The organism is Vibrio sp. YT-16 (assembly GCF_033337405.1).
Taxonomy (GTDB): domain Bacteria; phylum Pseudomonadota; class Gammaproteobacteria; order Enterobacterales; family Vibrionaceae; genus Vibrio; species Vibrio alginolyticus.
This window is the reverse complement of record NZ_JAWOQQ010000017.1, coordinates 65,388-85,449: the sequence shown is the minus strand read 5'-3', so window position 1 is coordinate 85,449 and position 20,062 is coordinate 65,388. Positions and strand designations below refer to the sequence as shown.

General features: G+C 45.5%; 35 protein-coding genes. 31 read left to right on the top strand and 4 right to left on the bottom strand.

Features of this window, described 5'->3' with window-relative positions; translation table 11 throughout:
- Positions 1-1,130, bottom strand: a 1,130-nt coding sequence (priA, locus tag R7F07_RS21185) for a primosomal protein N' (protein WP_318110557.1), incomplete at its 3' end; no start/stop codon positions are given.
- Between the two features lie 295 nt (positions 1,131-1,425).
- Here priA and rpmE point away from each other — a divergent pair.
- The 29 genes from rpmE to rplQ all read left to right on the top strand — a co-directional run bounded on the left by rpmE (position 1,426) and on the right by rplQ (position 15,763).
- Positions 1,426-1,647 carry a 50S ribosomal protein L31 gene (rpmE, locus tag R7F07_RS21180; protein WP_005379546.1) on the top strand — a complete coding sequence of 74 codons (222 nt, stop codon included), beginning with the start codon at positions 1,426-1,428 and terminating at the stop codon, positions 1,645-1,647.
- A 456-nt stretch (positions 1,648-2,103) separates the two neighbouring features.
- Positions 2,104-2,415, top strand: coding sequence for a 30S ribosomal protein S10 (gene rpsJ / locus R7F07_RS21175; protein ID WP_004410492.1), 312 nt, complete (start codon positions 2,104-2,106; stop codon positions 2,413-2,415).
- 14 nt (positions 2,416-2,429) lie between these two features.
- Positions 2,430-3,059, top strand: a complete 630-nt coding sequence (gene rplC / locus R7F07_RS21170) for a 50S ribosomal protein L3 (protein WP_005379555.1) — start codon at positions 2,430-2,432, stop codon at positions 3,057-3,059.
- Positions 3,060-3,076: 17 nt separating this feature from the next.
- Positions 3,077-3,679 (top strand): 50S ribosomal protein L4, encoded by a 603-nt coding sequence (gene rplD, locus R7F07_RS21165; RefSeq protein WP_005379556.1) that lies wholly within the window; start codon positions 3,077-3,079, stop codon positions 3,677-3,679.
- Positions 3,676-3,978, top strand: coding sequence for a 50S ribosomal protein L23 (rplW, locus tag R7F07_RS21160; RefSeq protein ID WP_004398471.1), 303 nt, complete (start codon positions 3,676-3,678; stop codon positions 3,976-3,978). The genes rplD and rplW overlap by 4 nt, the downstream gene beginning before the upstream one ends.
- A gap of 15 nt (positions 3,979-3,993) precedes the next feature.
- Positions 3,994-4,818: a 50S ribosomal protein L2 gene (gene rplB, locus R7F07_RS21155; RefSeq protein WP_005383168.1), complete on the top strand. Its 825-nt coding sequence runs from the start codon at positions 3,994-3,996 to the stop codon at positions 4,816-4,818.
- A 21-nt stretch (positions 4,819-4,839) separates the two neighbouring features.
- Positions 4,840-5,118: a 30S ribosomal protein S19 gene (gene rpsS / locus R7F07_RS21150; RefSeq protein WP_004394525.1), complete on the top strand. Its 279-nt coding sequence runs from the start codon at positions 4,840-4,842 to the stop codon at positions 5,116-5,118.
- Between the two features lie 10 nt (positions 5,119-5,128).
- Positions 5,129-5,461 (top strand): 50S ribosomal protein L22, encoded by a 333-nt coding sequence (gene rplV, locus R7F07_RS21145; protein WP_005383164.1) that lies wholly within the window; start codon positions 5,129-5,131, stop codon positions 5,459-5,461.
- Between the two features lie 18 nt (positions 5,462-5,479).
- The gene (gene rpsC, locus R7F07_RS21140) at positions 5,480-6,178 is read left to right on the top strand and encodes a 30S ribosomal protein S3 (RefSeq protein ID WP_005383161.1); all 699 of its coding nucleotides are present in this window, start codon (positions 5,480-5,482) and stop codon (positions 6,176-6,178) included.
- Between the two features lie 11 nt (positions 6,179-6,189).
- Entirely contained in the window at positions 6,190-6,600 is a 411-nt protein-coding gene (gene rplP / locus R7F07_RS21135; RefSeq protein WP_005379577.1) for a 50S ribosomal protein L16, read from the top strand.
- Positions 6,600-6,791, top strand: a complete 192-nt coding sequence (gene rpmC, locus R7F07_RS21130) for a 50S ribosomal protein L29 (protein ID WP_005379576.1) — start codon at positions 6,600-6,602, stop codon at positions 6,789-6,791. Before rplP ends, rpmC begins: the two co-directional genes overlap by 1 nt.
- Positions 6,791-7,045, top strand: a complete 255-nt coding sequence (gene rpsQ, locus R7F07_RS21125) for a 30S ribosomal protein S17 (protein ID WP_005379575.1) — start codon at positions 6,791-6,793, stop codon at positions 7,043-7,045. Before rpmC ends, rpsQ begins: the two co-directional genes overlap by 1 nt.
- 162 nt (positions 7,046-7,207) lie before the next feature.
- Entirely contained in the window at positions 7,208-7,579 is a 372-nt protein-coding gene (gene rplN, locus R7F07_RS21120; RefSeq protein ID WP_004410450.1) for a 50S ribosomal protein L14, read from the top strand.
- A 13-nt stretch (positions 7,580-7,592) separates the two neighbouring features.
- A complete protein-coding gene (gene rplX / locus R7F07_RS21115) occupies positions 7,593-7,910 on the top strand; it encodes a 50S ribosomal protein L24 (RefSeq protein WP_005379574.1) in 318 nt (105 codons plus the stop codon).
- Between the two features lie 23 nt (positions 7,911-7,933).
- A complete protein-coding gene (gene rplE / locus R7F07_RS21110) occupies positions 7,934-8,473 on the top strand; it encodes a 50S ribosomal protein L5 (RefSeq protein WP_005379573.1) in 540 nt (179 codons plus the stop codon).
- A 17-nt stretch (positions 8,474-8,490) separates the two neighbouring features.
- Complete coding sequence (rpsN, locus tag R7F07_RS21105) at positions 8,491-8,796, top strand: 30S ribosomal protein S14 (protein ID WP_004410442.1); 306 nt, start codon at positions 8,491-8,493, stop codon at positions 8,794-8,796.
- 29 nt (positions 8,797-8,825) lie between these two features.
- Entirely contained in the window at positions 8,826-9,218 is a 393-nt protein-coding gene (gene rpsH / locus R7F07_RS21100) for a 30S ribosomal protein S8 (protein ID WP_005379572.1), read from the top strand.
- Between the two features lie 13 nt (positions 9,219-9,231).
- The gene (gene rplF, locus R7F07_RS21095; protein WP_005379570.1) at positions 9,232-9,765 is read left to right on the top strand and encodes a 50S ribosomal protein L6; all 534 of its coding nucleotides are present in this window, start codon (positions 9,232-9,234) and stop codon (positions 9,763-9,765) included.
- Between the two features lie 9 nt (positions 9,766-9,774).
- On the top strand, positions 9,775-10,128 hold the full coding sequence (gene rplR / locus R7F07_RS21090) for a 50S ribosomal protein L18 (RefSeq protein ID WP_005379568.1): 354 nt from the start codon (positions 9,775-9,777) through the stop codon (positions 10,126-10,128).
- 14 nt (positions 10,129-10,142) lie between these two features.
- A complete protein-coding gene (gene rpsE, locus R7F07_RS21085) occupies positions 10,143-10,646 on the top strand; it encodes a 30S ribosomal protein S5 (RefSeq protein WP_004745894.1) in 504 nt (167 codons plus the stop codon).
- A 7-nt stretch (positions 10,647-10,653) separates the two neighbouring features.
- Positions 10,654-10,830 carry a 50S ribosomal protein L30 gene (rpmD, locus tag R7F07_RS21080; protein ID WP_005379565.1) on the top strand — a complete coding sequence of 59 codons (177 nt, stop codon included), beginning with the start codon at positions 10,654-10,656 and terminating at the stop codon, positions 10,828-10,830.
- A 5-nt stretch (positions 10,831-10,835) separates the two neighbouring features.
- Positions 10,836-11,270: a 50S ribosomal protein L15 gene (rplO, locus tag R7F07_RS21075; RefSeq protein ID WP_005383155.1), complete on the top strand. Its 435-nt coding sequence runs from the start codon at positions 10,836-10,838 to the stop codon at positions 11,268-11,270.
- Positions 11,271-11,290: 20 nt separating this feature from the next.
- Positions 11,291-12,625 carry a preprotein translocase subunit SecY gene (gene secY, locus R7F07_RS21070; protein ID WP_005379562.1) on the top strand — a complete coding sequence of 445 codons (1,335 nt, stop codon included), beginning with the start codon at positions 11,291-11,293 and terminating at the stop codon, positions 12,623-12,625.
- 38 nt (positions 12,626-12,663) lie between these two features.
- Complete coding sequence (rpmJ, locus tag R7F07_RS21065; RefSeq protein ID WP_000868186.1) at positions 12,664-12,777, top strand: 50S ribosomal protein L36; 114 nt, start codon at positions 12,664-12,666, stop codon at positions 12,775-12,777.
- Between the two features lie 149 nt (positions 12,778-12,926).
- Positions 12,927-13,283, top strand: coding sequence for a 30S ribosomal protein S13 (gene rpsM, locus R7F07_RS21060; protein ID WP_005383154.1), 357 nt, complete (start codon positions 12,927-12,929; stop codon positions 13,281-13,283).
- Between the two features lie 18 nt (positions 13,284-13,301).
- Positions 13,302-13,691, top strand: a complete 390-nt coding sequence (gene rpsK, locus R7F07_RS21055; RefSeq protein ID WP_001118870.1) for a 30S ribosomal protein S11 — start codon at positions 13,302-13,304, stop codon at positions 13,689-13,691.
- A gap of 27 nt (positions 13,692-13,718) precedes the next feature.
- Positions 13,719-14,339 carry a 30S ribosomal protein S4 gene (gene rpsD, locus R7F07_RS21050; protein WP_005383146.1) on the top strand — a complete coding sequence of 207 codons (621 nt, stop codon included), beginning with the start codon at positions 13,719-13,721 and terminating at the stop codon, positions 14,337-14,339.
- 24 nt (positions 14,340-14,363) lie between these two features.
- Complete coding sequence (locus R7F07_RS21045) at positions 14,364-15,356, top strand: DNA-directed RNA polymerase subunit alpha (RefSeq protein WP_005383143.1); 993 nt, start codon at positions 14,364-14,366, stop codon at positions 15,354-15,356.
- Positions 15,357-15,382: 26 nt separating this feature from the next.
- On the top strand, positions 15,383-15,763 hold the full coding sequence (rplQ, locus tag R7F07_RS21040; protein ID WP_005383141.1) for a 50S ribosomal protein L17: 381 nt from the start codon (positions 15,383-15,385) through the stop codon (positions 15,761-15,763).
- Positions 15,764-15,898: 135 nt separating this feature from the next.
- Here the strand turns inward: rplQ and R7F07_RS21035 are convergent, their stop codons facing one another.
- Together R7F07_RS21035 and R7F07_RS21030 are read right to left on the bottom strand one after the other, a co-directional pair.
- On the bottom strand, positions 15,899-16,378 hold the full coding sequence (locus R7F07_RS21035) for a DUF2780 domain-containing protein (protein ID WP_017820297.1): 480 nt from the start codon (positions 16,376-16,378) through the stop codon (positions 15,899-15,901).
- Between the two features lie 153 nt (positions 16,379-16,531).
- A complete protein-coding gene (locus R7F07_RS21030; RefSeq protein WP_005383137.1) occupies positions 16,532-17,152 on the bottom strand; it encodes an FKBP-type peptidyl-prolyl cis-trans isomerase in 621 nt (206 codons plus the stop codon).
- A gap of 232 nt (positions 17,153-17,384) precedes the next feature.
- Between R7F07_RS21030 and R7F07_RS21025 the strand changes: the two genes are divergently transcribed.
- Positions 17,385-17,981 (top strand): LysM-like peptidoglycan-binding domain-containing protein, encoded by a 597-nt coding sequence (locus tag R7F07_RS21025; protein ID WP_017820296.1) that lies wholly within the window; start codon positions 17,385-17,387, stop codon positions 17,979-17,981.
- A gap of 89 nt (positions 17,982-18,070) precedes the next feature.
- Here R7F07_RS21025 and R7F07_RS21020 read toward each other — a convergent pair whose 3' ends face one another.
- Positions 18,071-18,532, bottom strand: coding sequence for a GNAT family N-acetyltransferase (locus R7F07_RS21020; protein ID WP_085569734.1), 462 nt, complete (start codon positions 18,530-18,532; stop codon positions 18,071-18,073).
- Positions 18,533-18,674: 142 nt separating this feature from the next.
- On the opposite strand from R7F07_RS21020, the gene dbpA reads away from it, so the two are divergent.
- Positions 18,675-20,054 (top strand): ATP-dependent RNA helicase DbpA, encoded by a 1,380-nt coding sequence (gene dbpA / locus R7F07_RS21015; protein ID WP_005379583.1) that lies wholly within the window; start codon positions 18,675-18,677, stop codon positions 20,052-20,054.
- Positions 20,055-20,062: the final 8 nt, after the last annotated feature.

The following is a 20,062-nucleotide window of genomic DNA, read 5'->3' as shown; positions in this document are numbered from 1 at the left end:
GTTAAATGGTGATACTTGCCTGACAAGGCATTGTGCAATGTCTCCAGTGCAGGTGTGGCTGAGCCCAGAACAATCGGAACTTGTTCTTTATGAGCGCGCATTACAGCAACATCGCGTGCATGATAACGCAAGCTATCTTGCTGTTTGTAAGAGGTGTCATGTTCCTCGTCCACAATGATAATCCCGAGATCAGCAAAAGGCGCGAGTAGGGCAGAGCGTGTGCCGATAATGATTCCGGCCGCTTTGTCGCGTGCAGAAAGCCACGCATTCAGACGCTCCGTCTCGTTTAACCCGGAGTGGATGACGTCAACTGGCACATTAAAACGGCGTTTAAAGCGGTTGATGGTTTGGGGCGTTAAGCCAATCTCTGGTACTAAAACCAAGGCTTGTTTCCCTTGCTCTAAAACTGGCTTGATAAGGTTGAGGTACACTTCTGTCTTACCTGAGCCCGTGACGCCTTCTAATAAATAGGAGGCAAAACCTGTTTGGCTATTTACACTCGCAATAGCCAGCGCTTGTTCGTGGTTGAGCTTTGGCTTCTCGACGTCGCATTCAACGTGCTGTCCCCACTGGGTGATTACAGGCTTCTTCTCGATACGTTCAATCCAGCCTTTCTCTTCTAAAGACTTTAGTACTGTTGAGGCTATCTCTTGGTCGACAAATTCCTGGTGAGGCAAAGCGCCGTTAACCAACATTTGCAAGACCTTCTGTTGTTTGACCGCTCGACGATCAAGCCCTTGCATCAGCTTGTCTTTACCGGATTCGGTAATTTGCCACTCTTGTAGCGTCGCAAAATCTGCAGGCTTTCCTTTACGTAGAGCTGCTGGCATCGCATTGTGTAGCGTATCTCCAAGTGGGTATTGGTAGAACTGGCTGCACCAAGTCAGCAACGAATAAAGCTTTTCAGACCATATCGGCTGAGAATCAAGAACTGCTTTGATTGGCTTGAGTTGATCTTTGGGAAAGTCCGAGTGATTAACCATTGCGGTGACGATGCCGACTAAGGTTTGGCGTCCAAAAGGCACGGAAACGCGTCCACCAATGATCGGAAACAGGTGCCCCGGAATGGCGTAATCAAATTGTTTGTCGAGCGGAACGGGTAATGCCACTCTAGCAATGGTTGGACGCATAAATTCTTAGCTATTAAAAAGAGGGAAAGGAAATGAGAGTCTATTAAAATCGGTATGGAAATTCGAGTAAAGCTATGTGATTCAGCGTGAATCGTGCCTCTATGATTAGTCTGGCTAAAAAAGTGGCGAAAAAGTTGCCAAATGTGTTGATCCGAGCAATGTGATTCTTTACTATATCGCGCCTTGAGATATGGCTTCGGCAATTAGTTGATGCGGTATCCCATTTTATTATTAATTGCGTGTGGTGTGCGGCTTAGATTCGTATAGCGACACGGCCTACTATTGAGGTTATCCCATGAAAGCTGGTATCCACCCAGAATACAAAGCAGTAAAAGCGACTTGTTCTTGCGGCAACTCTTTTGAGTTCAACTCTACTCTAGGTAAAGAGTCTATCCACCTAGACGTATGTGACAAGTGTCACCCATTCTACACTGGTAAGCAACGTATCGTTGATACAGGCGGCCGTGTTGATCGCTTCAACAAGCGTTTCGGTGCACTATCAAGCGGTAAGAAATAATAGCAGCCGCTATTACGATTACAGTTTAGAAAAGGACGCTTCGGCGTCCTTTTTGTTTTAATGGCTACCAAGCGAAGAGGAATGTATGGGGTTTGGAATATTCCCGATTATTTTTCACTCAGCGCTTGCAACCTAAAGTGTGATCTGTATAATGCAGCGCACTGGTTAAGCCAGTTGTGAACCAATGAGCAGTGAGGAGCGAGCAAATCTAAGGATTTGCGAGGTAATGTATACTCAGCTTATGTTCGCGGTTAATACAATTAGCTATCTTTTCTTCGGAAAAACTATCCTCAAAGGTGACTTTGGCATATAGGGATAGTTAATCGAAAATTAACTGACAATGCGTCCTAATCTTGGATGCTACGGTTTCACATAAATCAATCGGCATTCTCTCGTCTTGACGAGTTTGAGTGGCGATATTGTTTGTGTAATTTATTAAATTTGGAGCTCTGTCTCATGCAGAACCAACGTATCCGTATCCGCCTAAAAGCTTTCGATTACAAACTAATCGATGCTTCTACAGCGGAAATCGTTGAAACAGCTAAGCGCACTGGCGCACAGGTTCGTGGTCCAATCCCACTGCCAACTCGTAAAGAGCGTTTCACAGTTCTTATCTCTCCACACGTTAACAAGAAAGCACGTGACCAGTACGAAATCCGTACTCACAAGCGTCTAATCGACATCGTTGAGCCAACAGACAAGACTGTTGATGCTCTAATGCGTCTAGACCTTGCTGCGGGCGTTGACGTTCAAATTAGCCTAGGTTAAGGGAGATTAGAAGTATGATTGGTCTAATCGGTCGTAAAGTGGGCATGACCCGCGTATTTACTGAAGAAGGCGTTTCTATCCCAGTAACAGTTGTTGAGGTTGAAGCTAACCGTGTTTCTCAAGTGAAAACTCTTGAAACTGACGGCTACGCAGCAATCCAGGTTACAGCTGGTTCTAAGAAAGCTAACCGTGTAAACAAAGCTGAAGCAGGTCACTTTGCTAAAGCTGGCGTTGAAGCTGGTCGCGGTCTTTGGGAATTCCGTTTAGAAAACGGCGAAGAGTTCGAAGTTGGTTCAGAACTAACTGTTGAACTATTCAACGAAACTAAGAAAGTAGACGTTACTGGTACATCTAAGGGTAAAGGTTTCCAAGGCGCTGTTAAGCGTTGGAACTTCCGTACTCAAGATATGACTCACGGTAACTCATTGTCTCACCGTGCTCCTGGTTCTATCGGTCAATGTCAGACTCCAGGTCGCGTATTTAAAGGCAAGAAAATGGCAGGTCACATGGGTGCTGAGCGTGTAACGACTCAAAACCTAGAGATCGTACGTGTTGACGCTGAGCGCAACCTGCTTCTTATTAAAGGTGCAGTCCCAGGCGCAACTGGCGGCAACGTGATCGTTAAACCAGCTGTTAAAGCATAACGTCTCAGGAGTAAGTAATGGAACTAATGGTTAAAGGTGCCGATGCACTAACTGTTTCCGAAACTACTTTCGGACGTGAGTTTAACGAAGCTCTTGTACACCAAGTAGTTGTTGCGTACGCAGCAGGTGCTCGTCAAGGTACTCGTGCTCAAAAAACACGTTCAGAAGTTTCTGGCGGTGGCGCTAAGCCATGGCGTCAAAAAGGTACTGGCCGTGCGCGTGCTGGTACAATCCGTAGCCCAATCTGGCGTACAGGTGGTGTTACTTTTGCTGCGAAACCACAAGATCACAGCCAAAAAGTAAACAAAAAAATGTACCGTGGTGCTATGAAGAGCATTCTTTCTGAGCTTGTTCGTCAAGAGCGTCTAATCGTTGTTGATAACTTCTCAGTTGAAGCACCAAAGACTAAAGAGCTAGTTGCTAAGCTCAAAGAGCTTGAGCTAACTGACGCTCTAATCGTGACTAGCGAAGTAGATGAGAATCTATTCCTAGCTGCTCGTAACCTATACAAAGTTGACGCACGTGATGTTGCTGGTATCGATCCAGTATCTCTAATCGCGTTTGACAAAGTTGTAATGACTGCAGAAGCAGTTAAGCAAGTAGAGGAAATGCTAGCATGATCACTGAAGAGCGTATCCTAAAAGTTCTACGTGCACCGCACATCTCTGAAAAAGCAACTATGGCAGCTGAGAAAGCGAACACTATCGTTTTCAAAGTAGCTAAAGATGCGACTAAAAAAGAGATCAAAGCAGCTGTAGAAAAGCTATTTGAAGTTGAAGTTAAGTCTGTAAATACTCTTATCACTAAGGGTAAGACCAAACGTCAAGGTCTACGCCAAGGTCGCCGCAGCGACGTTAAGAAAGCGTACGTTACTTTGAAAGAAGGTCAAGATCTTGACTTCGTTGGCGGCGCGGAATAACAGGAGTAGTTAAAAATGGCTATTGTTAAATGTAAGCCGACTTCCCCTGGTCGTCGTCACGTTGTTAAAGTTGTTAACGCTGACCTACACAAGGGCAAGCCATACGCACCTCTTCTAGAGAAAAACTCTAAGAACGGTGGTCGTAACAACAAGGGTCGTATCACAGTACGTCACATCGGCGGTGGTCACAAGCACCACTACCGTGTAGTTGACTTCAAACGTACTAAAGATGGTATTCCAGCGACAGTTGAGCGTCTTGAATACGATCCAAACCGTAGCGCAAACATTGCTCTAGTTCTTTACAAAGACGGTGAGCGTCGCTACATCCTAGCACCTAAAGGTGTTGTAGCTGGTGATGTTATTCAGTCTGGTGTTGATGCACCAATCAAAGCTGGTAACACTCTACCAATGCGTAATATCCCAGTAGGTTCAACAGTACATAACGTTGAACTTAAGCCTGGTAAAGGTGGTCAGCTAGCTCGTTCGGCTGGTGCTTACGCTCAAATCGTTGCTCGCGACGGTGCGTACGTAACTATCCGTCTACGTTCTGGCGAGATGCGCAAAGTTCTTTCTGAAGGCCGTGCAACAATCGGTGAAGTTGGTAACTCTGAGCACATGCTACGTGAACTTGGTAAAGCAGGTGCATCACGTCATCGCGGTATCCGTCCAACGGTTCGTGGTGTTGTAATGAACCCGATTGACCACCCACATGGTGGTGGTGAAGGTCGTACTTCTGGTGGTCGTCACCCAGTATCTCCTTGGGGTATGCCTACTAAAGGCTTCAAGACTCGTAAGAACAAACGCACTGACAAGTACATCGTACGTCGTCGTAACAAGTAATCTATATAAAGAGGAATCGCCATGCCACGTTCTCTCAAGAAAGGTCCTTTTATTGACCTACACTTGCTGAAGAAGGTAGAGAAAGCGGTGGAAAGCGGAGACAAAAAGCCTATTAAGACTTGGTCCCGTCGTTCAATGATCATCCCTACGATGATCGGTTTGACCATCGCTGTCCATAATGGTCGTCAGCACGTACCAGTATTTGTAACTGATGAAATGATCGGTCACAAACTGGGTGAATTCGCACCAACACGTACTTACCGCGGTCACGCTGCGGATAAGAAAGCTAAGAAGCGCTAAGGAGTAGATAATGGAAGCAATTGCTAAACATAACTTTGCTCGCATTTCGCCTCAGAAAGCTCGCTTAGTTGCGGATCTAATCCGTGGTAAATCTGTTGACCAAGCTCTAGAAATCCTAACGTTCAGCAACAAAAAAGCTGCTGCACTAGTTAAGAAAGTTCTAGAGTCTGCTATCGCTAACGCGGAGCACAACGAAGGTGCAGATATTGACGATCTGAATGTCGCAAAAATCTTTGTAGATGAAGGCCCAACCATGAAGCGTATTATGCCTCGTGCTAAAGGTCGTGCGGATCGTATCTTGAAGCGTTCAAGCCACATCACTGTTGTTGTAGCAGATCGCTAGAGACTAGGAGAGTAAGCAATGGGTCAAAAAGTACATCCAAATGGTATTCGTCTAGGCATCGTTAAGCCTTGGAATGCTACATGGTTTGCTAACACCAAAGATTTCGCTGACAACCTAGACGGCGACTTCAAGGTACGTCAGTTCCTTACAAGTGAACTGAAAAAAGCGTCTCTATCACGTATCGTTATCGAGCGTCCTGCTAAGAGCATCCGTGTGACTATTCACACTGCTCGTCCAGGCGTTGTTATCGGTAAGAAAGGTGAAGACGTTGAGAAGCTACGCGCAGCTGTAGCTAAAATTGCAGGTGTACCAGCGCAAATTAACATCGCTGAAGTACGTAAGCCTGAACTAGATGCGCAACTTGTTGGTGACAGCATCGCGTCTCAGCTAGAGCGTCGTGTTATGTTCCGTCGTGCTATGAAGCGCGCAGTACAAAACGCTATGCGCCTAGGCGCTAAAGGTATCAAAGTGGAAGTAAGCGGTCGTCTAGGCGGCGCTGAAATCGCACGTTCAGAGTGGTACCGTGAAGGCCGTGTGCCTCTACACACTCTACGTGCTGACATTGATTACGCAACTTCTTCGGCTCACACTCAATACGGTGTGATCGGCATTAAAACTTGGATCTTCAAAGGTGAAATCCTAGGTGGTATGCCAGCAGCTAACGCTGTAGAGCCTAAAGGCGACAAGCCTAAGAAGCAGCGTAAAGGCCGTAAGTAAGGAGTCGACAGATGCTACAACCTAAACGTACTAAGTTCCGTAAGGTTCAGACTGGTCGTAACCGTGGTCTAGCTAAAGGTACTGATGTAAGCTTCGGCGAATTCGGTCTTAAAGCTGTTGGCCGTGGTCGTCTAACTGCTCGTCAAATCGAAGCGGCACGTCGTGCAATGACACGTCACGTTAAGCGTCAAGGTAAAATCTGGATCCGTGTGTTCCCAGACAAACCAATCACAGAAAAACCACTTGAAGTTCGTCAAGGTAAGGGTAAAGGTAACGTTGAGTACTGGGTAGCCCAAATCCAACCTGGTAAGGTTATGTACGAAATGGGTGGTGTACCTGAAGAATTGGCACGTGAAGCGTTCCGTCTTGCGGCACGTAAACTGCCTTTCAAAACTACATTTGTAACTAAGCAGGTGATGTGATGAAAGCACAAGATCTACGCGAGAAAAGCGTTGAAGAGCTTAACGCTGAGCTAATGAATTTGCTACGCGAACAGTTCAACTTGCGCATGCAAGCTGCGACTGGTCAACTACAGCAAACTCATACTCTGAAAGCTGTACGCCGTGATATCGCACGTGTGAAAACTGTTTTGACTGAGAAGGCAGGCGCATAATGAGCGAAGTAAAACGTACTCAACAAGGTCGTGTTGTTAGCGACAAGATGGACAAGTCTATCACTGTTGCTATCGAACGTTTCGTAAAACACCCAATCTACGGTAAATACGTAAAACGTACGACTAAAGTACACGCACATGACGAGAACAACGAGTGTGGCCTAGGCGACACAGTTGAAATCGCAGAGTGTCGTCCACTGTCTAAGACTAAGTCTTGGACTTTGGTAAAAGTTCTAGAAAAGGCGAAGATTTAATCTCGTTAATTCTATGAAATTAAAGCGGCTCCAAAATATTTTTGGAGCCGTTTATTTTTTGACTACCCAATCACAAAAAAGGGTGGTACAATTCGCGTCCCTTTTAAAGAGGCAGCCCGACCCGTGATGGGTCTAGTTATTAATATTTAGCGGAGCACTAACATGATCCAAATGCAAAGTATGCTGGACGCAGCTGATAACTCAGGCGCACGCAGCGTAATGTGTATTAAGGTTCTGGGTGGCTCTCACCGCCGTTATGCACATATCGGTGACGTCATCAAAGTTACTGTGAAGGAAGCAATCCCTCGCGGTAAAGTTAAAAAAGGTGATGTTCTGAAGGCGGTGGTAGTGCGCACCCGTAAAGGCGTACGTCGTCCTGACGGTTCTGTCATTCGCTTCGACCGAAATGCTTGCGTATTGCTAAACGACAATACTGAGCAACCAATCGGTACACGTATCTTTGGTCCTGTGACACGCGAACTTCGTGGCGATAAGTTCATGAAGATCGTTTCACTGGCTCCAGAAGTTCTGTAAGGAGCACGTAGAAATGGCAGCTAAAATCCGTCGTAATGACGAAGTAATCGTTCTTGCTGGTAAAGACAAAGGCAAGAAAGGTAAAGTAACTAAGGTTCTAGCAACTGGTAAAGTTATCGTTGAAGGTATCAACCTAGTTAAGAAACATCAGAAACCTGTTCCAGCTATGGGTATCCAAGGCGGTATCGTAGAGCAAGAAGCAGCTATCGACGTTTCTAACGTGGCTATCTTTAACGCAGCTACTGGTAAAGCTGACCGTATCGGTTTCCGTTTTGAAGACGGCAAAAAAGTTCGTTTCTTCAAGTCTAACGGCGAAACCGTTTCTAACTAATAGAAGTAATTTGGAGTTCTACTATGGCGAAACTGCATGATTACTACAAGTCGTCTGTAGTCGCTGAACTGACCAAACAGTTCGGTTACACAAGCGTCATGCAAGTCCCTAGAATCGAGAAAATCACCCTAAACATGGGTGTTGGTGAAGCAATCAACGATAAGAAACTGCTAGAAAATGCAGCGTCTGATATGGCAACGATCTCTGGTCAAAAGCCACTTATCACAAAAGCGCGCAAATCTGTTGCAGGTTTCAAAATCCGTGAAGGCTACCCTATCGGTTGTAAAGTAACCTTGCGTGGCGAACGTATGTGGGATTTTCTTGAGCGTTTAATTAACATCGCTCTTCCACGTGTACGTGACTTCCGTGGTGTTAGCGCTAAGTCTTTTGACGGTCGCGGTAACTACAGCATGGGCGTTCGCGAGCAAATCATCTTCCCGGAAATCGACTTTGATAAAGTTGATCGAGTACGCGGTCTAGACATCACTATTACGACGTCTGCTGGTACTGATGAGGAAGGCCGTGCTCTGCTGGCTGCCTTTAACTTCCCATTCCGTAAGTAAGGTGAAGGGTTACTGTTATGGCTAAAAATTCAATGAAAGCACGTGAAGCAAAACGTGCGAAGCTAGTAGCTAAGTTCGCTGAAAAGCGTGCAGCGCTAAAAGCTATCATCAGCGATGTAAACGCATCTGAAGAAGATCGTTGGAACGCGGTTCTTACACTGCAATCTCTTCCACGTGATTCAAGTGCATCACGTCAGCGCAACCGTTGCAACCAAACTGGTCGTCCACACGGTTACCTACGTAAGTTCGGTCTAAGCCGTATTAAGGTTCGTGAAGCTTGCATGAAAGGCGAGATTCCGGGTCTTCGTAAGGCTAGCTGGTAATTGCCACTTAATCATTTGGAGTAAATCATATGAGCATGCAAGATCCGATTTCGGATATGCTGACCCGCGTTCGTAACGGTCAGGCAGCAAACAAAGTTGCTGTAAAAATGCCTTCTTCAAAGCTTAAAGTTGCAATTGCTGCACTACTAAAAGCTGAAGGTTACATCGTTGACTTCGCTGTTGAAGGCGAAGCAAAACCTGAGCTAGAAGTTACACTTAAGTACTTCCAAGCTAAACCAGTAATCGAGCAACTTAAACGTGTTTCTCGTCCAGGTCTACGTGTTTACAAGAAGAAAGATGAACTTCCTTCAGTAATGGGTGGTCTTGGTATTGCTATCGTTTCTACTTCCAAGGGTCTTATGTCAGACCGCGCTGCACGTAAAGCAGGTCTTGGTGGTGAAATCATCGCTTACGTAGCTTAATAAGGAGTAGACTATGTCTCGTGTTGCAAAAGCACCTGTCGCTATTCCAGCTGGCGTAGAGGTGAAACTAAACGGCCAAGAAATCACTGTAAAAGGTGCGAAAGGCGAACTAACTCGCGTTCTTAACAACGCAGTTGTAATCGCTCAGGAAGAAAATAACCTGACTTTCGGTCCTAAAGAAGGTGTTGCTAACGCATGGGCTCAAGCAGGTACTGCTCGCGCTCTAGTTAACAACATGGTTGTTGGTGTTACTGAAGGCTTTACTAAGAAGCTAACTCTTAAAGGTGTAGGTTACCGTGCTGCTATCAAAGGCAACGCTGTAGGTCTAACACTAGGCTTCTCACACCCAGTTGAGCACGAGTTGCCAGCGGGTATTAAAGCTGAATGTCCAAGCCAAACTGAAATCGTGATCACTGGTGCTGACAAGCAACTAGTTGGTCAAGTTGCGGCTGACATTCGTTCTTACCGTGAGCCTGAGCCATACAAAGGCAAAGGTGTTCGTTACGCAGATGAAAATGTGCGTACTAAAGAAGCTAAGAAGAAGTAAGGTAACACTATGGATAAGAAAGCATCTCGCATCCGTCGTGCTACACGTGCACGTCGTAAGATTGCAGAACTGGGTGCGACTCGCCTAGTTGTACACCGTACTCCTCGTCACGTGTACGCACAGGTTATCGCGGCTAACGGCTCTGAGGTTATCGCAGCAGCTTCTACTGTAGAAAAAGCGATCCGTGAGCAAGTGAAATACACTGGTAACGTTGATGCAGCTAAAGCAGTGGGTAAAGCTATTGCTGAGCGCGCTCTAGAGAAGGGCGTAACTGCAGTTGCATTTGATCGTTCTGGTTTCCAATACCACGGTCGAGTAGCGGCGCTAGCAGAATCTGCTCGCGAAGCTGGTCTGAAATTCTAAGGTAGGGTTGGAAGATGGCTAAAGAACAACAAGTTCAAGCGAATGATTTGCAAGAAAAGCTAATCGCAGTTAACCGTGTTTCTAAAACGGTTAAAGGTGGTCGAATCATGAGCTTCACTGCACTAACAGTAGTTGGTGACGGTAACGGTCGTGTAGGTTTCGGTTACGGCAAAGCTCGTGAAGTACCTGCAGCGATTCAAAAAGCAATGGAAAAAGCGCGTCGTAACATGACTACGATCGCTCTAAACGAAGGCACTCTTCACCACCCAGTGAAAGGTCGCCATTCGGGCTCTAAAGTTTACATGCAGCCTGCTGCAGAAGGTACTGGTGTTATCGCAGGTGGTGCGATGCGTGCAGTACTAGAAGTTGCTGGTGTACACAACGTACTATCTAAAGCGTACGGTTCTACGAACCCTATCAACATCGTTCGTGCAACGATCGATGCACTAGGTAGCATGAAGTCACCAGAAATGGTTGCTGCTAAACGTGGTCTAACTGTTGAATCTATTTCGGAGTAAGAACACCATGGCAACTATTAAAGTAACTCAAACTAAAAGCTCAATTGGTCGTCTGCCAAAGCACAAAGCTACTTTGCGCGGTCTAGGTCTTCGTAAAATCAACCACACAGTAGAACTTGAAGATACTCCGTGTATTCGCGGTATGATCAACAAGGTTTACTACATGGTTAAAGTTGAGGAGTAATCAGAATGCGTTTGAATACTCTAGCACCGGCTGCTGGCGCGAAAACTTCTGCGAAGCGAGTAGGTCGTGGTATCGGTTCAGGCCTAGGTAAAACTGGTGGCCGTGGTCACAAAGGTCAAAAATCACGTTCTGGCGGCAGTGTTCGTCCAGGTTTCGAAGGCGGTCAGATGCCTCTGAAACAACGTCTACCAAAATTCGGTTTCACTTCTCGTAAGAGCCTAGTGTCTGCTGAAGTTCGTCTAGCTGAGCTAGCGAAAGTTTCTGGTGACGTAGTTGATCTAAACAGTCTTAAAGCTGCTAACATCATCACTAAGAACATCGAATTTGTAAAAGTTGTTCTTTCTGGTGAAATCAACAAAGCAGTGACTGTTAAAGGTCTACGTGTGACTAAAGGCGCTAAAGCTGCAATCGAAGCTGCAGGCGGTAAAATCGAGGAATAATCTCGAGGAACGAGGTACAGATGGCTAAGAAACCAGGACAAGATTTTCGTAGTGCTCAGAGCGGCTTAAGTGAACTAAAGTCGCGCTTGTTATTCGTAATTGGTGCACTTTTAGTATTCCGAGCCGGCTCTTTTGTGCCGATTCCTGGTATTGACGCTGCTGTACTTGCCGATTTGTTCGAACAGCAAAAAGGTACCATCGTTGAAATGTTTAACATGTTCTCCGGTGGTGCTCTTGAGCGTGCATCTATATTAGCATTGGGCATCATGCCGTATATTTCGGCATCTATTGTTGTCCAATTGCTAACTGTAGTTCATCCAGCGTTAGCTGAACTCAAAAAAGAGGGTGAAGCAGGCCGTCGTAAGATAAGCCAATACACACGCTACGGCACGCTTGTACTTGCAACCTTCCAAGCTATAGGTATTGCAACTGGCCTACCAAACATGGTCGACAATCTGGTTGTTATCAACCAAACCATGTTTACGCTAATTGCTACCGTAAGTTTAGTAACCGGTACCATGTTCTTGATGTGGTTAGGTGAACAAATTACAGAGCGCGGAATTGGTAACGGTATTTCGATACTGATTTTTGCAGGTATTGTTGCTGGATTGCCTTCTGCAATCGGTCAAACAATCGAGCAAGCGCGTCAAGGTGAATTGCATGTACTTCTTCTGTTGCTAATCGCGGTATTAGCTTTTGCAGTAATTTACTTCGTTGTTTTCATGGAACGTGGTCAACGCCGAATCGTCGTTAACTATGCGAAACGTCAACAAGGTCGTAAAGTATTTGCTGCGCAAAGCTCGCACTTGCCTCTTAAAATTAACATGGCAGGTGTAATTCCAGCGATTTTTGCATCAAGTATTATCTTGTTCCCAGGAACATTGGCTCAGTGGTTTGGTCAAAACGGTGAGAGCAGCGCGTTCGGTTGGTTAACTGACGTGTCTTTGGCTCTTAGCCCAGGTCAACCGTTGTATGTAATGCTTTATGCAGCAGCAATTATCTTCTTCTGTTTCTTCTACACGGCGTTGGTTTTCAACCCGCGTGAAACAGCAGATAACTTGAAGAAGTCTGGTGCATTCGTACCCGGTATCCGCCCAGGTGAGCAGACAGCGAAATACATTGATAAAGTAATGACACGTTTAACCCTTGCTGGTGCACTGTACATTACCTTTATCTGTCTGATTCCCGAGTTCATGATGGTCGCGTGGAACGTACGTTTCTACTTCGGCGGTACATCGCTACTAATCGTAGTTGTTGTAATTATGGACTTTATGGCACAGGTACAGACTCATCTGATGTCTCAACAGTATGATTCTGTGTTGAAGAAAGCGAATCTGAAAGGCTACGGCCGTTAATCCGGCGGTAGACTCAGTTTCATTTACGGAGTTTAGCAATGAAAGTTCGTGCTTCCGTTAAAAAAATCTGCCGTAACTGTAAAGTAATCAAGCGTAACGGTGTCGTTCGCGTGATTTGCAGTGAGCCAAAGCACAAACAGCGCCAAGGCTAATTAGCAGAAATTTTTACTTGAAAATGAAGGTTGGGTCGAGTATATTCCTCGGCCTACCTTTTGCGTGCAAAAGAAGTAGTATTCCGCAGCGTATCCATAACGGGCTTTGCTGCGGCTAATTCTTTTATAGAAACACTTAGGAGTGAATAATGGCCCGTATAGCAGGCATTAACATTCCTGATCAGAAACATGCAGTAATCGCTCTAACAGCGATCTACGGCATCGGTAAAACTCGCTCTCAAGCTATCCTAGCTGAAGTGGGTATTGCTGAAAATGTTAAGATCAGTGAACTAACTGAAGAGCAGATCGATCAACTGCGTGATGGTGTAGCTAAGTACACTGTAGAAGGTGATCTACGTCGTGAAGTATCTATGAACATCAAGCGTCTTATGGACCTTGGCTGTTACCGTGGTCTTCGTCATCGTCGCAGTCTACCACTACGTGGACAGCGTACTAAAACCAACGCTCGCACCCGTAAGGGTCCGCGTAAGCCGATCAAGAAATAATCGGGAAGGTAGAGTACAATGGCTAAACAACCAACTCGCGCTCGTAAGCGCGTACGCAAGCAAGTTGCAGATGGCGTTGCGCACATCCATGCTTCTTTCAATAACACAATCGTAACCATTACTGACCGTCAAGGTAACGCTCTTGCATGGGCTACTGCAGGTGGTTCTGGTTTCCGTGGTTCTCGTAAGTCTACTCCGTTCGCTGCACAGGTTGCTGCTGAGCGTTGTGCTGAAATGGCTAAAGAATACGGCCTAAAGAACTTGGAAGTTATGGTTAAGGGTCCTGGTCCAGGTCGCGAATCTACTGTTCGTGCACTAAACGCCGCTGGTTTCCGCATCACAAACATCGTTGATGCTACACCAATCCCTCATAACGGTTGTCGTCCACCTAAGAAACGTCGCGTATAACGTTTCTAGGACAATTGGAGAAGAATCATGGCAAGATATTTGGGTCCTAAGCTGAAGCTTAGCCGTCGTGAAGGCACTGACTTATTCCTTAAGTCTGGTGTTCGCGCGATCGATACCAAGTGTAAAATTGATAACGCACCAGGTGTACACGGCGCTCGTCGCGGTCGTCTATCTGAGTATGGCGTTCAGCTTCGTGAGAAGCAAAAAGTACGTCGTATGTACGGCGTTCTAGAAAAACAATTCCGTAACTACTACAAAGAAGCTGCTCGCCTAAAAGGCAACACTGGTGAAAACCTACTTCAGCTTCTTGAAGGTCGTCTTGATAACGTAGTTTACCGCATGGGCTTTGGCGCAACTCGCGCAGAAGCACGTCAGCTAGTTAGCCACAAAGCTATCCTAGTAAACGGTAAAGTTGTAAACGTTCCTTCTTTCAAAGTAGCGGCTAATGACGTTGTTTCTATTCGCGAGAAAGCTAAACAGCAAGCTCGTATCAAAGCAGCTCTAGAAGTTGCTGAACAACGTGAAAAACCAACTTGGATTGAAGTAGATGGTGGCAAGATGGAAGGTACATTCAAGCGTATGCCTGAGCGTTCTGATCTATCAGCTGACATCAACGAACAATTGATCGTCGAGCTTTACTCTAAGTAAGGTTTAAACTAAAGAGAGGACACAATGCAGGGTTCTGTAACAGAATTTCTTAAGCCACGTCTAGTTGACATCGAACAAATCAGCTCGACTCACGCAAAAGTAACTCTTGAGCCATTAGAGCGTGGCTTTGGTCATACTCTGGGTAATGCACTTCGCCGCATCCTTCTATCTTCTATGCCAGGTTGTGCTGTAACAGAAGTAGAAATTGAAGGCGTACTTCATGAGTACAGCACGAAAGAAGGCGTTCAAGAAGATATTCTTGAAATTCTTCTAAACCTTAAAGGTTTGGCTGTGCGCGTTGCCGAAGGCAAAGATGAAGTGTTCATTACTTTGAACAAATCAGGCTCGGGCCCTGTGGTTGCAGGTGACATCACCCATGATGGTGATGTAGAGATCGCTAACCCTGAACACGTAATTTGTCACCTGACGGATGACAACGCTGAGATCGCAATGCGTATCAAAGTTGAACGTGGTCGTGGTTATGTTCCAGCTTCTGCGCGTATCCATAACGAAGAAGACGAGCGTCCTATCGGTCGCCTACTAGTAGATGCTACTTACAGCCCAGTAGACAAAATTGCCTACGCTGTAGAAGCAGCTCGTGTAGAACAGCGTACTGATCTAGACAAGCTTGTTATCGATATGGAAACAAACGGTACTCTAGAACCTGAGGAAGCAATCCGTCGTGCAGCTACAATCCTAGCTGAACAATTGGATGCATTCGTAGATCTTCGTGATGTACGAGTTCCTGAGGAGAAGGAAGAGAAGCCAGAATTCGATCCGATCCTACTGCGTCCTGTAGACGATCTTGAACTAACAGTTCGCTCTGCTAACTGTCTGAAAGCAGAAGCGATTCACTACATCGGTGATCTAGTACAACGTACTGAGGTTGAGCTACTTAAAACGCCTAACCTTGGTAAAAAATCTCTTACTGAGATTAAAGACGTACTTGCGTCACGTGGTCTGTCTCTGGGCATGCGCCTAGAAAACTGGCCACCTGCATCAATCGCTGAAGATTAATCGATACTAGTTAGAAGGATTAGGTCATGCGCCATCGTAAGAGTGGTCGTCAACTCAACCGCAACAGCTCACATCGCAAAGCGATGTTCAGCAACATGGCTAGCTCTCTAGTACGTCATGAAGTTATCAAGACTACTTTGCCAAAAGCAAAAGAGCTACGTCGCGTAGTTGAGCCTTTGATTACACTAGCTAAGACTGACAGTGTTGCTAACCGTCGTCTAGCATTTGCACGTACTCGTGACAACGAAGTAGTTGCAAAACTATTTAACGAACTAGGTCCACGTTTTGCTGCTCGTCAGGGCGGTTACACTCGTATCCTAAAAGCTGGCTTCCGTGCTGGCGATAAAGCTCCAATGGCTTACATTGAGCTTGTAGATCGCCCAGCTGCTGAAGAAGCTGCTGAGTAATCAGTTCGTAAGAACGAGAAAGCCGAGCATTAGCTCGGCTTTTTTGTATCTGTAATTCTGTAAACCTTTATATCCAGCCTGCATTTATTTCAACCCATGCAGACTGGCAATTTAAAAAGTGATTATCACTTACGCTTATTTACTAGTATTCCACAACCCGCCCAACGAACTTAGAAGCCCTTCGCTAGCGCCTTGCTTGTTCAAGTAATCCAAGATTACTGGAGCAAACTGACTGATCATAGATGGGTCTAAACCTAACGTATCGAATGCACTTTTTACTGCACTGATATTCTCAATATTTCCTAGTAAGCTTTGTGCTCCTTGCAAGTTTGAAAGTCCAGGAATCAAAGACTGTAATTCACTACTATTTTCTTGCGAAAGCTGGCTTTGAGCCAAAGCGAGTAGTGCACCACTGCCTCCGGCTGCTTGCTCAGTGGATACTGGTAATTGGCTAGTTAGCATGTCTGTTAATGGAGACGACTCGGTGTTCAAGCTGCTGCCGACCATGTCCATCAGGCCACTTTCTTTACTTTTTTGAGTGACTGAATCTAAGAATGCGTGCGCACTACCAATGTTGATTGATAGGAGTGCTAGAGTTAGGAGTGTTTTACGCATAGTACCTCCAAAGGTTGAGCGTTTTTTAAAAGTGATTTTATTTTTAAAGGCTATCAGAGTGAAAGGTTCAGAGGTGAGAAAGTCTATTCAGTTTAGACAAAAAAACGGCGCTAGTGCGCCGTTTTATTTAATCATAATTGAAAATGGTTTCAATTAGATAATATCTAATAGTTCTACTTCGAAAACTAAAGCTGCAAATGGAGGGATAGCCGCACCAGCGCCACGCTCACCGTACGCAAGATCTTGTGGTACGTATAGCTTCCACTTAGAGCCAACAGGCATTAGTTGTAGTGCCTCTACCCAACCTTTGATTACACCTGTAACAGGGAATTCAGCAGGTTGACCGCGAGATACAGAGCTATCGAATACAGTACCGTCAGTTAGCTCACCGTGGTAGTGAACGCGAACTGAGCTTTCTGCTGTAGGAACTGCACCAGTACCTTCAGAAATGATTTCGTACTGAAGACCAGAGTCTAGAACGTTAACTTCAGGTCGTAGAGCGTTGTCTTTTAGGAACGCTTCGCCTTCTGCTGCCGCAATTTTTGCTGCTTCTTGGCGAGCTGTTTCTGCACGAGTGTGAAGTTCTTGTAGTGCTTTGTTGATTTCATCAATTTCGATTGATGGCATGTCACCAGTTAGTGCTGTTGCAATACCTGCTGCGATAGCATCAACGCTAAGACCTTCAAGACCAGAGCCTGCAAGTTGCTGACCCATTTGCAGACCAATGCCGTAGCTTGCTTTTTGTTCTGCAGTTTCAAATTTAATTTCAGACATGAATGTCGCTCTTATTAGGAGTGATAAAGGTAACAGGATATCAGTTTCGAGCTTAGGTTTAAATGATTGCGACTGAATGCTTAATTGAGGCGACCAGGTTGTGACTTATCTCTTACTCCAAGTGAAATTTCTGCTAATTTAATCCCAATTCCATTTTAGTTTGGTGAAAAACATATACTCTCCGCGTCGGTATTTTTATACTGGCCGTAGAAGTATTAAGGGACTCATTACAATGAATCGTCGCAGAAAGAAAAAGCAGCAAGTCGACTATGTCGAATTGGTTAAACAAAAATTCGCTGCTATCGACTGGAAGCAGCCGTTCAACAAAGAGCAATGGTTGGAGCGTATACAGCCTGTTAAGCAGTTTTGGTTGCGTCTGCCTAAATTTCACCAGCGTGCTTTGATGGTCTTAGTGCCATTGATTCTGGTACTCCTTGTTATTCCTTTGCCTAATAAAACAGATCAACCAGTTGAGCAGACTGAGGTCGATCATCAACGCGTAGCGATTGAGCTGAACGCGCAGAGTTTAAGCCAGCAGAGAACCTCTCAGAACTCTGGACCGAAATCTGAAGATTGGAAAGAGTACACGGTTAAAAATGGTGATACATTAGCGCAGGTTTTCAGAAGTAATCAGCTCTCTATGGCGGATCTTAGCGCTCTGGTCAAAATAGAAGGCAGTGATAAGCCGCTAAGCCAAATAAAGCAGGGACAGTTGATTCGCTTTAAGCTTAGTGACGAAGGCGAGTTAGATATGCTACAGCTGGAAAAAAGCGGGCGGTCCGTTATGTTTTTCCGTTTATCGGATGGGACCTTTGGGCGTAACAAGTAAACGCTTCAAATGAAAAGACGCGAATATCGCGTCTTTTTAGTCAGTTTTTCATAGCGATTAGTTTTCATAGTAACCAATCGAATTGAAGCTTATAGCGCTACGGCTTCTTTCCGCATATCCACATGAGGGATACCATCTTCAAGATAGCACTCTGAGATAACCTTGAATCCATGACTTGCATAAAACTGGATGAGGTGTTCTTGAGCACCTATATCGATTGTCTGTCCTGGCCATAATGTTTCGCATTGTGCCAATGCCTTGTCCAATAACTTATGACCTAAGCCACCGCCTCGCGCGGTTTGCTTTGTCACCACTCGACCAATACTCACATTGTCATACGTGGTGCCTGCGGGCAGTAATCGTGCGCAAGCAACCAGTTCATCACCGTGATAGCCTATTAGATGATAAACGCCTTCCAGTGTGTCCTTACCATCTAGCTCAGGATAAGGGCAGGTTTGTTCAACAACGAATACATCTACACGCAATTTCATCATTTCATACAGCTGTGTGGTTGTTAGCTGAGCAAAGGGCAAAGTAATCCAAGTGAGCATGTTGTTATCCGTAATGAGAATAGAGTGACTGACTTTACTTTGTTTTGAGCTCATACTCATTAACAAAGGTTAATTAGCACTGGTTTTCCCACCAAATCTGGTGATAATGTGCCCTCTTTCCATCTCACCTGAGGATATCCCCGTGAGCAAACAAACATTCGATCAAGTTGGGCTTAACCCAGCGTTACTCGCCACACTTGATTCCCTGAACTATACCCACATGACGCCAATTCAAGCTTTGAGCTTGCCTGCAATCCTAAAACATCGTGATGTCATCGGGCAGGGTAAAACGGGCTCAGGTAAAACCGCTGCATTTGGTTTAGGGGTTTTATCGAACCTCAACGTCAAACGCTTTCGTGTCCAGTCATTAGTATTGTGTCCAACGCGTGAGCTTGCAGACCAAGTAGCGAAGGAAATTCGTACTTTAGGTCGCGGCATTCATAATATTAAAGTGCTTACTCTCTGCGGTGGGATGCCTATGGGGCCACAAATTGGTTCGCTGGAGCATGGTGCGCATATCCTAGTTGGTACTCCTGGTCGTATTTTGGATCACCTTGAAAAAGGCCGAATTGATCTTAGCGAACTGAATACCTTGGTGCTAGATGAAGCTGATCGCATGTTGGACATGGGGTTCCAAGACGCATTAGATGCAATCATCGATGCAGCTCCAAAGCAGCGTCAAACTCTACTTTTCAGTGCTACTTTTCCAGAAAAAATTGAGCAAATTGCGCAGCGTATAATGCAGACACCGGAAGTGATTAAGGTGGAATCGACGCATGATACCTCAAGCATTGCGCAGTACTTCTATAAAGTTGAAGGCTCGGAAGCACGTGATGAAGCATTGGCGAATTTGCTGCTGACTCACCAACCAGAGTCCGCGGTGGTTTTTTGTAATACCAAAAAAGAAGTTCAAAGTGTCGCAGATGAGTTGCATCACAAAGGATTCAGCGTTATCGATATCCACGGGGACTTAGAGCAGCGTGAACGCGACCAAGCATTGGTGCAGTTTGCTAACAAGAGTGTGTCTATCCTTGTTGCAACAGACGTTGCGGCGCGTGGTTTGGACGTTGATAATCTTGATGCTGTCTTTAACTTTGAGCTATCGCGCGATCCTGAGGTTCATGTGCACCGTATTGGTCGTACAGGTCGTGCGGGTAGTAAAGGTTTAGCGTTTAGCTTTTTTGGTGAGAAAGACGGTTTACGTGTAGCTCGTATTGAAGAATACCTAGAGATGGACGTGGTACCAGCAACATTGCCTGCCAAATCAAATCAGCAGCCATACCAAGCGAAGATGGTGACGATTAACATTGATGGCGGTAAGAAACAGAAAGTACGACCGGGTGATATTTTAGGTTGTTTGACAGGAAAAAATGGTATTCCAGGCTCTCAAGTCGGAAAGATTCACCTGTTCCCTGTGCGCGCTTATGTTGCCGTCGAAAAATCTGTGGCTAAAAAGGCTCTACAAACCATTAGTAACGGCAAGATGAAAGGGCGCCAGTTCCGGGCGCGAATTCTTAAATAGCTCAAATT